This is a genomic window from Bacillus sp. RC252 (assembly GCF_044909215.1).
Taxonomy (GTDB): domain Bacteria; phylum Bacillota; class Bacilli; order Bacillales; family Bacillaceae_G; genus Bacillus_A; species Bacillus_A mycoides.
Map to the genome: position 1 here is coordinate 37,430 of NZ_JBIYDV010000014.1, position 11,298 is coordinate 48,727.

Annotated in this window: 11 protein-coding genes; 10 read left to right on the top strand and 1 reads right to left on the bottom strand. The window is 32.5% G+C overall.

All coding sequences use genetic code 11. From position 1 onward, the window contains the following. The first annotated feature begins 87 nt into the window (after positions 1–87). The 6 genes from ABH960_RS19550 to ABH960_RS19575 all read left to right on the top strand — a co-directional run bounded on the left by ABH960_RS19550 (position 88) and on the right by ABH960_RS19575 (position 5,438). Positions 88–1,092, top strand: coding sequence for a DUF1835 domain-containing protein (locus ABH960_RS19550; protein WP_404447666.1), 1,005 nt, complete (start codon positions 88–90; stop codon positions 1,090–1,092). Between the two features lie 146 nt (positions 1,093–1,238). Continuing rightward, the gene (locus tag ABH960_RS19555; RefSeq protein ID WP_002032464.1) at positions 1,239–1,643 is read left to right on the top strand and encodes a hypothetical protein; all 405 of its coding nucleotides are present in this window, start codon (positions 1,239–1,241) and stop codon (positions 1,641–1,643) included. 160 nt (positions 1,644–1,803) lie between these two features. Continuing rightward, on the top strand, positions 1,804–3,039 hold the full coding sequence (locus ABH960_RS19560; RefSeq protein WP_404447670.1) for a cytochrome P450 family protein: 1,236 nt from the start codon (positions 1,804–1,806) through the stop codon (positions 3,037–3,039). Positions 3,040–3,306: 267 nt separating this feature from the next. Continuing rightward, positions 3,307–4,590 carry an MFS transporter gene (locus tag ABH960_RS19565; protein WP_404447673.1) on the top strand — a complete coding sequence of 428 codons (1,284 nt, stop codon included), beginning with the start codon at positions 3,307–3,309 and terminating at the stop codon, positions 4,588–4,590. Next, positions 4,580–5,209 carry a Vat family streptogramin A O-acetyltransferase gene (locus tag ABH960_RS19570; RefSeq protein ID WP_404447676.1) on the top strand — a complete coding sequence of 210 codons (630 nt, stop codon included), beginning with the start codon at positions 4,580–4,582 and terminating at the stop codon, positions 5,207–5,209. The genes ABH960_RS19565 and ABH960_RS19570 overlap by 11 nt, the downstream gene beginning before the upstream one ends. Before the next feature lie 73 nt (positions 5,210–5,282). Then, positions 5,283–5,438, top strand: a complete 156-nt coding sequence (locus tag ABH960_RS19575) for a DUF1540 domain-containing protein (protein WP_000046089.1) — start codon at positions 5,283–5,285, stop codon at positions 5,436–5,438. Positions 5,439–5,540: 102 nt separating this feature from the next. Here ABH960_RS19575 and ABH960_RS19580 read toward each other — a convergent pair whose 3' ends face one another. Next, positions 5,541–6,038: a PadR family transcriptional regulator gene (locus tag ABH960_RS19580; RefSeq protein ID WP_088033681.1), complete on the bottom strand. Its 498-nt coding sequence runs from the start codon at positions 6,036–6,038 to the stop codon at positions 5,541–5,543. A gap of 140 nt (positions 6,039–6,178) precedes the next feature. On the opposite strand from ABH960_RS19580, the gene ABH960_RS19585 reads away from it, so the two are divergent. The 4 genes from ABH960_RS19585 (at position 6,179) to ABH960_RS19600 (ending at position 11,255) form a co-directional block, all read left to right on the top strand. Then, positions 6,179–7,393, top strand: a complete 1,215-nt coding sequence (locus ABH960_RS19585) for a cytochrome P450 (RefSeq protein ID WP_404447680.1) — start codon at positions 6,179–6,181, stop codon at positions 7,391–7,393. 114 nt (positions 7,394–7,507) lie between these two features. Beyond that, positions 7,508–8,086: a cysteine dioxygenase family protein gene (locus ABH960_RS19590; RefSeq protein WP_002085230.1), complete on the top strand. Its 579-nt coding sequence runs from the start codon at positions 7,508–7,510 to the stop codon at positions 8,084–8,086. Positions 8,087–8,263: 177 nt separating this feature from the next. Beyond that, on the top strand, positions 8,264–9,115 hold the full coding sequence (locus ABH960_RS19595) for a Cof-type HAD-IIB family hydrolase (protein WP_002085231.1): 852 nt from the start codon (positions 8,264–8,266) through the stop codon (positions 9,113–9,115). A 352-nt stretch (positions 9,116–9,467) separates the two neighbouring features. Further along, a complete protein-coding gene (locus ABH960_RS19600; protein ID WP_404447684.1) occupies positions 9,468–11,255 on the top strand; it encodes an ATP-binding protein in 1,788 nt (595 codons plus the stop codon). Positions 11,256–11,298 lie beyond the last annotated feature (43 nt).

Consider the following 11,298-nt stretch of genomic DNA (forward strand, 5'->3'; position numbering starts at 1 on the left):
ATTTGATTTTAAAAAGACTTTTAAACATCTGGGCTAAAATGATACACTATAATCTACGTTATTTTAGAAATGAATAGAGGGATTTATATGATAGATAAAATTAAAAATGTTGTAGAGGATATGTATGAAGATGAAGCAAAACATTTACTTCAAAGTATTCTAATACAGTTAGATGTATTAGACGGGAATTATAGCGAAGATATGATAAAAAATTTAACGAGTATCCCTAAGCAATTGACGAGTCATACAACTCAGGAAAAGAATTTAGAAGAAAGCACACACATTCATATTGCCTTTGATGATTCAACTGCCGGATGTTTAAAATATATGTTGAAACAAGAAGGATTACACGAGGAGAGTGTTGTTTCATACTCTGAATTCTTTTCAATTGGTCCCATACATCAATTACATACGAATGAAGGTCAATTAGCAAGGGCACAGTGGTTATTAAATAACTTAACTTCTTATGATTGTTATTTTGAAGAAGAGTATTTACCAAGATTTAAGGAGACTTTAGAAGAGCTACATTCAATTCCGAATGAAACACCGATTACCGTTTGGAAGGCGGATAATGCCCATGAGCACGTAGGGCTTTGTTTTGCAATTGCGCAATTAAAAGATAAGAAAAATATTCGTGTTATGAATACTTCTGAAGCGAGTAGAGAAATATTAAAACAAGATTATGATATCCGTGGAACTGGAGAAGTATCTCCTGAAAGTTTAGCTCTTTTCCAAAAAAGTTTTGTGGAATTTCCGTATTTAACTGAAGAGAAGCGAATGAAGTTTGCACATGAGTGGGATAGATTATCGCAAAGCACGGAGTTTTTAAGAGTTTGGAAAGACGATGAAGTGCATTCTGTACAAGAAGATTATTTTGATCAATTCATTATTGAGTGTGCGAAAAATGTAGGAGCAGATAAAGAGTTTCATAAAGCTCCGAGAGTAATAGGTGAAGCACTTGGACTTGCGGATCAATTGGTTGGGGATACGTTTTTGGAATATCGCTTGAAAGAATTAATTAAGCAAGAAGTATTTGAATATGAAGGTTCGTTAGATCAAATGCGTTTTTATAGTGTGAAGTTAATAAAATAAAAAATATGTTTTGTTTATAAAAAAGCTCGTATTTTTAAAATACGAGCTTTTTTTAGATGAATTTAGGCTATACATAAGCTTCCTATGAATGGCGTATCACATATGAATGTTAAAAGAAACAAATGAAAAGAAGGTGATGGGTTATTATGTATAACCAACAAAACTATCCATATGATCAAGAGATGTATTATAATCCACAAAACTACGGTTATGAATCTACAAATGAAGTGAGAGATATTGAACAAGAAGACTATAGACCAGATGATGCGGAAGATGCTCCAACATCACCACCACCGTCACAAGCTCCGTCGTTACCGTCCACATTTGCTTCTCCAGCACAAGCAGGCAATATGAAATCTTGGATGTGTAACTGTTTAGGAAGATGGGGCTATTTACGTTTACATCGACCTGGTCCTTTCGGAAGAGATTTATGGTTCTTTCCAACCGAGGTAAGAAGAAGCGGGGTTTCAGGCTACACTTGGCAAGGTGGTCGTCGTCGTAAAGTAAGTTATCGATATCAACAAATTAGTAATTTTATGTGCTTCGCATAATAGGAAGTGAGAGAGTAGAATAATTTTACTCTCTCACTTTTTTATTTTTCAATATACGAAGTAAGATTTTAATTAAAAATTTACAATTTTCTAGTTTTTATTGAAGTATAATTCAAATGTTAGGTTGATTTACACAAATAATTGAGAGTGAGGGAATGTAATGTCAATAAAAAATAAGGTTGGCCGAAAAATAGAGGATGGCATTAATTTAGCTTCTGCTCAGTTTAAAGAAGATGCATATGAAATTTATAAAGAGTCACGAAAAATGCAACCTATATTATTTGTAAATGAAGTTGAAATCGGTAAAGAATGGCTCATTACAAGATATGAAGATGCTGTGCCACTTTTAAAAGATAATCGTTTAAAAAAAGATATGGCAAATGTGTTTTCTCAAGATACAAATAACATGTATCTTTCTGTTGACAATAGTGATCATTTAACAACGCATATGTTAAATTCGGACCCACCTAACCACAGTCGTTTACGATCTTTAGTTCAAAAAGCTTTTACACCAAAGATGATTTCACAATTAGACGGAAGAATTCAGAGAGTAGCGGATGATTTAATAAATGAGATAGAGCGAAAAGGTACATTAAATCTTGTGGATGATTATTCATTCCCATTACCGATTATTGTAATAAGTGAGATGCTTGGAATTCCAAAAGAGGATCAAGCGAAATTTAGAATTTGGTCTCATGCTGTCATTGCATCGCCAGAAACACCTGGAGAAATAAAAGAAACCGAAAAACAACTATCTGAGTTTATTACATATCTTAAATATATAGTTGATGTAAAACGAAAAGATCCAAAAGAAGATTTGGTTAGTGCGCTAATCCTTGCGGAAAATGAAGGGCATAAACTTAGTGCTCGAGAGTTATATTCAATGATAATGTTACTAATCGTAGCAGGACATGAGACAACAGTGAATTTAATTACGAATACGGTATTAGCACTTCTTGAAAATCCAAATCAATTACAGTTATTAAAAGATAATCCAAAATTAATTGATTCTGCAATTGAAGAAGGATTGCGTTATTATTCTCCAGTTGAGGTTACAACTGCAAGATGGGCGGCTGAACCTTTTCAAATCCACGATCAAACAATACAAAAGGGAGACATGGTTATTATTTCATTAGCTTCAGCAAACCGTGATGAAACCGTATTTGAAAAACCAGAAGTATTCGATATTACACGAGAAAATAACCGTCATATTGCCTTTGGGCATGGTAGTCATTTCTGCCTAGGAGCACCACTTGCTAGGTTGGAAGCAAAGATTGCTATTACTACTTTGTTTAAACGGATGCCATCGTTACAAATAAAAGGTGAGCGTGAAAAAATTAATTGGCAAGGTAATTATTTAATGCGTTCTTTAGAGGAATTACCATTGTCTTTTTAGAATAGTTATATTGAGACATGCATACACGACAAATGATTAACATAGAGTATGTATGTGTTATTTAAATTCGAAACGGAAGGGTGAAAACATCCCAATGATCAACTAATTCTATTTGTAAGAGATCTTCGTTAAAAAACGAAATATTCTTCTGAATAGGATTAGTATGTGCATGTATAGAAAAGGGATGTGTTTCGCACTGCGAATATATAGTCTTTTCATATGATTTGTGCTGCCTCCTGTTCAGAACACGAAATAGGAGGCTTTTTTATGTCGACGACTGCAGAAACGAAACAAAATCATGGGGTATCACAAGTATTAAAAAATCGATTTGTGCAAGGGATTCTAGCATCAGCATTATTTTTACAAGTTGGTATTTGGGTTCGTAACTTTGCGATATTACTTTATGTTATGGAAATGACGAAAGGTGATGCTTTTGCCATTTCGATGATTTCGGTTGCTGAATTTGCTCCCATTTTTATTTTCTCATTCATTGGTGGAACTTTTGCTGATAGGTGGAAGCCAAAGAAGACAATGATATGGTGTGAGACGTTAAGTTCTATTTCCGTATTCGCTGTATTAATTACTCTTATGTTTGGAACGTGGAAAATCGTGTTTTTTGTGACGCTTATTTCTGCAATCCTTTCGCAGTTTTCTCAACCATCTGGTATGAAGTTGTTTAAACAGCATTTATCAACGGAACAAATTCAATTAGCGATGTCTATATATCAAACAATATTTGCGATTTTTATGGTGTTAGGACCGATTCTTGGAACATTTATTTTTCATAGTTTTGGAATTTATATTTCAATCATCATAACAGGTATCGCTTTTTTACTTGCAGCAGCTGTGTTGTTATTTCTTCCGAAAGATCTTGAGAATGATAATGAGAAGAAAGAAATTACGCTGTTACAGGAAATGCTGGATGGTATTAAATATGTAAAAAAGAAAAAAGCATTAACTTTGCTAGGGTTTTGTTTTATGGCAGCTGGACTAGGTATAGGTTTAATTCAGCCACTAGGCATCTTTATTGTGACTGAGCAGTTAGGGTTATCAAAAGAGAGTTTACAATGGGTACTAACAGTAAATGGTGCGGGAATGATTGTTGGCGGGGCTTTAGCGATGGTATTTGCGAAAAACGTTGCTCCCCAAAAGATGTTAATTGTAGGGATGCTCGGTCAGGCAATTGGAATTGGTATTATAGGCTACTCCACAAATTTATGGGTGACACTTACGGCACAACTTTTTAGTGGTTTAGCTCTTCCATGTATCCAAATTGGTATTAATACGCTCATTATTCAAAATAGCGATACCGATTTTATTGGTCGCGTGAACGGCATTTTAAGTCCACTATTCACCGGTTCAATGGTAGTAACGATGAGTATAGCTGGTTCCTTAAAGGAGATGTTTTCATTAGGTACGATGTATGAGGGAACGGCTCTACTATTTATAATTGGATTATTGTTTATTTTACCTATATACAATTTAAAGCCAGTAATAGCAGTAGAAAGTGAAATGAATGGTAAAGGAAGTGCTGTGCAACATGAATCCTAATCCAAATGTTAAATACCCTATTGAAGGAAATCAAAACGTTCATTTTATAAAAAATACAATAACGAAATCTAATATATTTGTTGGTGACTATTCTTATTATGATGCGAAAGATGGAGAAACATTTGAAAATCGAGTATTATATCATTATGAATTTATTGGAGATAGGCTTACCATTGGAAATTTTTGTTGTATTGCAAATGGAGTTACCTTTATTATGAACGGAGCGAATCACCGGATGGATGGATTTTCGGCATATCCATTTAATATATTTGGAAATGGGTGGGAGAAGTATACACCTAGTTTGTCTGATTTACCTTACAAAGGTGATACAGTTATAGGAAATGACGTTTGGATTGGTATGGATACAACTATTATGCCCGGAATAAAAATAGGGGATGGTGCAATCATTGCAGCTAAATCTGTTGTGACTAGAGATGTCGCACCATATACAATTGTTGGCGGAAACCCTGCAAATAAAATAAAGGAACGATTCACAAATACAATAATAGAAGAATTATTGCAAATTCAATGGTGGCATTTTGACATTGAAAAAATAACCGAAAATATAGATGCTATTGTACAAGGAAATATTGAACCATTAAGAAAGTTAAAAAGGTAATAAAAAATGCATGACAAAGAGTATCATACCTCCGAATTTTGTTAATGATAATAGAACAAGGAGGTGTGATACTATGGCACAAGACGTTTTATGTGAAGTAAACAACTGTAAATTTTGGGCTAACGGCAATAAATGTAGTGCAGATGCAATTTATGTAGTAAGTCATAAAGGTAAACATGCATCTACAACTGAAGAAACAGATTGCAAAACTTTTGATCCAGAAGTATAAATTTTTGAAGGGTAGCCAAATCGTGGTTGCCCTTTTATTAATTATAGTATTGATAATAAATCTCATTTTCATTCATTGTTTTTAACTTTTCTTTTTATTTTTTCATATTTTCTTCATAAGTGATGCAATCCAGAGCAATTCATGTTCAATACGTGATTTACTAAATTCAATGACTTCTGTAATAAAAGATGAGCTAACATGTAAAGATTGAATAGCAGTAAGTTGTTTATGTAGTACGTCTTGGCGTATTGTTAAAATTTCTTTTCTAGCTTCGTAATCAAGTTTTTCAAATAGTGCGATACGCACAAGGAACTCAGCGTTATTTGTCGCAATCTTTTCGGGAAACTCTCTTAACATTTCAGAAAAAATTTCTTCTCCTGTTTCAGTTATGTCGTACATATTTCGGTTTGGCTTTCCGACTTGTTTATGTATTTTTTTCGTTATAGCGCCCATATTTTCGAAGCGCCGAAGAGCGGGATACAGTGTATTATGATTTAATTCGAAATTCTCACCTAACCGATTTTGAACATTTTTCTTTATTTCATATCCATGTTTTGGTCCAGTCGTTAATTCTGCTAGTAATAAAATGTCAACGTACATAAAAATCCCCCTTATATATTTCTCAAGTTCTCCAATGAAAAATCTCCTTTAACATATGTTAAAATAACATATGTTAGATTATACAACTTTGAACTACCGACCTATGACTTTTATTGTAAAAGAAAAGGGAGGAAAGAACTATGGCTTCGCCTGAAAATGTGATTTTAGTTCATGAAATTTCAAAGCTGAAAACAAAAGAAGAATTGTGGAATCCGTATGAGTGGTATGAATTTATGAGGGATAACCATCCGGTTCATTATGATGAGGAGCAGGATGTATGGAATGTTTTTTTATACGATGATGTAAATCGAGTTTTATCGGATTATCGCTTATTTTCCAGTAGAAGGGAACGAAGACAATTCGCAATCCCACCTTTAGAAACTAGAATAAATATAAATTCTACTGATCCACCAGAACATCGCAATGTACGTTCTATTGTTTCTAAAGCATTTACTCCAAGAAGTTTAGAACAATGGAAACCTCGAATACAGGCTATCGCAAATGAACTTGTACAACATATCAGAAAATATAGTGAGGTTAATATCGTTGAAGAGTTTGCTGTAGCTTTACCTGTTACCGTCATATCCGATTTATTAGGAGTACCAACAACGGATCGTAAAAAAATTAAAGAATGGTCTGATATTTTATTTATGCCGTATAGTAAAGAAAAATTTAACGATTTGGATGTAGAAAAAGGAATTGCGTTAAATGAATTTAAAACATACCTTCTTCCAATTGTCCAAGAGAAAAGATATCATTTAACCGACGATATTATTTCAGATTTAATACGAGCTGAATATGAAGGCGAAAGATTAACCGATGAAGAAATAGTTACTTTTTCTTTAGGTTTATTAGCGGCAGGTAATGAAACAACTACAAATTTAATTATTAACAGCTTTTATTGCTTTTTAGTAGATTCACCTGGAATATATAAAGAGTTAAGAAAAGAACCTACGTTAATTTCAAAAGCGATTGAGGAAGTTTTACGCTATCGTTTTCCCATTACATTAGCTAGGAGGATTACTGCGGACACAAATATATTTGGACCTTTTATGAAAAAGGATCAAATGATTGTTGCGTGGGTTAGTGCAGCAAATTTAGATGAGAAAAAGTTCTTACAAGCTTCTAAATTTAATTTACACAGAATAGGAAATGAAAAGCATTTAACCTTTGGTAAAGGTCCTCATTTTTGCTTAGGGGCGCCACTTGCACGTTTAGAAGCTGAGATTGCATTAACTACCTTTATAAATGCCTTTGAAAAAATAGAGTTATCTCCATCGTTCAATTTAGAAAAATGTATATTAGAAAATGAACAAACATTAAAATACTTACCTATTCTTTTGAAAACTAGGTAAAACGTTCAGCAAGGTACAAAATTACTGTACCTTGTTTTTTTATTTCTCAATTGTAAATTTTTAGTGGTCTATTTAGTATGGAAGTGTGTGAAAGAAGAGTGGAGGAGAATGCTTATGTTAACGTGCGATGGGAGTAAAACGTTTCAAATATTTATTAAAGCTGTAACTGATTTAATAGATGGTGATTTATTGGAAGAACAAATCGTGTGTGAAATTGAAACATTACTAGAAGAACTTTTAGAAAAGAAAACATGGCTTCCGTTAGATAAACAGAAGGTGAATTCGGCTCAATATGCACGACACTTACTGTATGAAGATCCGTTAAAACGTTTTGAAGTATTAGCTCTCGTATGGAAAGATGGACAATCTACACCATTACATGATCATGATGGCACATGGGGAGTAGAAGGCGTTTTTTCAGGAAGGATAATGGTGCAGAACTTTGTTCAAACGAAGCAACTTGGAAATTCACTTTCTTATTTAACACATACAGGAAATCTTTATTTGGGAGAAGGCGAAACAGATAAAGTAATTCCACCAGCTGATTGTCATATTCTAGAAATATCCGGAAATGAAAGCGTAATCACTATTCATATATACGGAAAACGTTTAGAAAAGTTTAAAGTATATATACCAACAGAAGAAAAAAACGTATACATGTGTGAGACAAAATATATTAGTTATAATTCGTAGCTTAAAATCCAAAGCTTTTCTTTAAAAAGAACAGCTTTGGATTTTATTTTTAATTATTTCTTGACCTGAAACGCTTTTCATAAATTATAAATAAGGAGTGCTTCACGAGATTCGTATGAAAACGATACCTTTTATTTAATAAAAACTCGTGTATTTATAGAAAGTGGTGAAGAAATAATGAAATTAATCGCAATTGATCTAGATGGAACTCTTCTTTCAGGGAATAAAATGATTAGTAAAGAGAATGCAGAAGCAATTCGGAAATGTCAAGAAGCTGGCCATGTTGTAGCAATTTGTACTGGACGTTCTATTGTGGATATTGAACGACTATTGTTAGAAGTTGATTTGGAGTGTCCGATTATCGCGGAGAATGGTGCACTTATATATAAAGATAAAAAAATGATGAAGAGATACCCAATTCAAAATATGCAGGCACTTGAGATTGTAGAATATCTTGAAGAGAATGGCTTGTATTATCAGCTTTATACTAATAAAGGTGTGTATGTACCGGATTATGGAGTAGAGAGTGTACGTAATGAAATCGAGTATGTGAGGAATGCAAAAGAGAATTTCGATTTGAAAGAGTTAGAAACGATTGCTGCATTATACCTTGAGCATACAGCATTTCATAGTACAGAAAGTTGTAAACCAATTGTAGAAATGGATATACATGTGCATAAACTTTTACCGTTTTCTTATGACATAGAGAAATTAAAAAAATTAAAAGAAACGTTTCTGCATAATACAGATTTAGCTATTACATCTTCCTATTGGCATAATTTAGAGATTAATCATCGAGATGCTCAAAAAGGAAATGGATTATATACTTTAGCAGAACATCTTAATATTCCAGTTGAAAACACTGTAGCAATAGGTGATGGCTTAAACGATGTTTCTATGATGGAGAAAGCAAATATATCAATTGCAATGGGAAATGCAGTTGAAGAAATAAAAGCGATGTGTCAATACGAAACGTTAACAAATGAAGAACATGGTGTCGCACATGCTTTATATAAATATGTAATGTAATAAAAAAAGAAAAAAAGAATCCAAATAGATTCTTTTTTCTTTTTATTAGGGGTAAGGTATTCTATGTGATTCATAGAAGCCTTATTACACCTAATTATATAGAATATATTGGAATAAATGTTTATATTTTTCATGAAAGTTATGAAAAATTTGTGAACTTTATGTTTATTGTATTTTTATAGTGCTGTTAGCAGCGCGTAACACTCCCATATTATTTTCTGTTTTTAATTGAAAAATAGAATTTGTTCGAATAATTATTCTACAGCTATATACCTAGGAGCACTTTCTTCGTATAATGAAGAAGTATGAATTTTTAATTTGTATAAATTTTACATATCGAGGTGAAAAAGGAATGAATGCGCGGCTAATGGAACTTATTGATGTGAGTACAATAGAAACCATGGCAGAACAATTTTATAAATTAACCAACATATCACATCAACTTCTTGATGCTGAAAACGAATCTATATTTTCATTTGGAATTAATGAAATGAAAGTATGTAAACTTCCCAAAATTGAAATCCCCCTTTTCTTATACAATCAATATTTAGGATCTTTTGTTGTATGGTCCAAACGAAGCGAAATTTTCAATTGCCAAAAATATTTTGAAATGCTTTCTAACCTCATTATAACTGAGATGAAAAAAGCAGTTCAAAGTAAAAATACATCGTTACTTTCTCGAAAAGAGGAAGAACTACATACGATCTTACAAAACATGCCTGTTATGGTTGATGCGCTTGACTATAATGGAGATTTTGTTTTGTGGAATCGAGAATGCGAGATTGTAACAGGTTATACTGCTGAAGAAATAATTGGGAATCCAAACGCTCTTCAATTACTGTATCCTGACCATAATTATCGCAATCAAATACAAAATAAATTTTTGACTCGTGGAAAAAATTTTAGAGATTGGGAAATGAGTTTAACATGTAAAAATGGTGAAATTAAAACGATAATGTGGTCCAATATATCAGAGCAGTTTCCTGTAACAGGATTTAGTTACTGGGCTGTTGGGGTAGATATTACACATTTAAAAGCGATAGAAGAGCAATTAAAACAACAAACGTCTGAATTAGAATTAATTTTTAAAGCTTTACCAGATTTATGTTTTTTAACAGAAGATGATGGGACAATTATAGATTATAAAGCAGGATCCCCTACAAAATTTTACGTACCTGCAGAAGCTTTTATGGGAAAAAAATTTTACGAAATATTACCGTCTTCAGTAGCACAGCAATTTCAAGAAGCAATTCGCCAATTGAAAGAAGAAGGAAAGAATGTAATTGTAGAATATTTTCTAACAATTAATGGAAGTATCGATTTCTTTGAAGCTAGATGTTTACCATTATTACAAGATAAAATTATGATCATTGTACGCGATATCACAGAGCGGAAAAAGGCAGAAGAATTGCTAAATAAATCAGATACACTTGCGGCAATTGGTCAATTAGCAGCCGGTGTAGCTCATGAAGTGAGAAACCCATTAACTGTAATTAAAGGATTTATACAGTTATTCCAAATTAATAGAGAAGATCAAGAAAAATATTTTGACCTTATGCTTTCCGAAATAGAAAGAATAGAAGCAATCCTCCAAGAGTTTTTGTCGATTGCTAAAACTGATGAAATAAATACAGAAAAGAAAAATATTTATCAAATTTTTAAAAATGTCGTATCGTTAATTAATACAAAAGCAATCATGACAAATATTCAAGTTGAACTATTTACAGATTCCAAAGAGATAATCATTGAATGCTCAGAAAATCAATTGAAACAAGTATTTATTAATATTTTGCAAAATTCAATCGAAGCAATGCTAGATGGCGGGAAAATTTCAATCCATATAAAAGAAATACATAAAAAAGGTGTCATTATTAGTGTAATAGATGAAGGAATAGGAATACCTGAAGAAAGAATTAAAAGATTAGGTGAACCTTTCTATAGTACGAAAGAAAAAGGTACCGGTATTGGATTGATGTTAAGTTATAAAATAATTGAAGGTCATCAAGGAACAATAAGTATAATGAGTGAGGTTGGCGTCGGGACAACTGTAACTATTTACTTGCCAAAAATTCAGAGTAAACAATCTCTATCAAATTGTGATGATAGATGTATTTCAATACGTTCTAATATTAACTCCTAAAATACTTAATACCCAATAACAAAGCTAAGCTTTTGTTATTGGG

Bases quoted from the DNA above. Each gene is read 5' to 3' on its own strand.
- ABH960_RS19595 (WP_002085231.1), top strand. From the start codon at position 8,264: ATGAAATTAATCGCAATTGATCTAGATGGAACTCTTCTTTCAGGGAAT.
- ABH960_RS19600 (WP_404447684.1), top strand. From the start codon at position 9,468: ATGAATGCGCGGCTAATGGAACTTATTGATGTGAGTACAATAGAAACC.
- ABH960_RS19555 (WP_002032464.1), top strand. From the start codon at position 1,239: ATGTATAACCAACAAAACTATCCATATGATCAAGAGATGTATTATAAT.
- ABH960_RS19590 (WP_002085230.1), top strand. From the start codon at position 7,508: ATGTTAACGTGCGATGGGAGTAAAACGTTTCAAATATTTATTAAAGCT.
- ABH960_RS19560 (WP_404447670.1), top strand. From the start codon at position 1,804: ATGTCAATAAAAAATAAGGTTGGCCGAAAAATAGAGGATGGCATTAAT.
- ABH960_RS19565 (WP_404447673.1), top strand. From the start codon at position 3,307: ATGTCGACGACTGCAGAAACGAAACAAAATCATGGGGTATCACAAGTA.
- ABH960_RS19550 (WP_404447666.1), top strand. From the start codon at position 88: ATGATAGATAAAATTAAAAATGTTGTAGAGGATATGTATGAAGATGAA.
- ABH960_RS19580 (WP_088033681.1), bottom strand. From the start codon at position 6,038: ATGTACGTTGACATTTTATTACTAGCAGAATTAACGACTGGACCAAAA.
- ABH960_RS19585 (WP_404447680.1), top strand. From the start codon at position 6,179: ATGGCTTCGCCTGAAAATGTGATTTTAGTTCATGAAATTTCAAAGCTG.
- ABH960_RS19575 (WP_000046089.1), top strand. From the start codon at position 5,283: ATGGCACAAGACGTTTTATGTGAAGTAAACAACTGTAAATTTTGGGCT.
- ABH960_RS19570 (WP_404447676.1), top strand. From the start codon at position 4,580: ATGAATCCTAATCCAAATGTTAAATACCCTATTGAAGGAAATCAAAAC.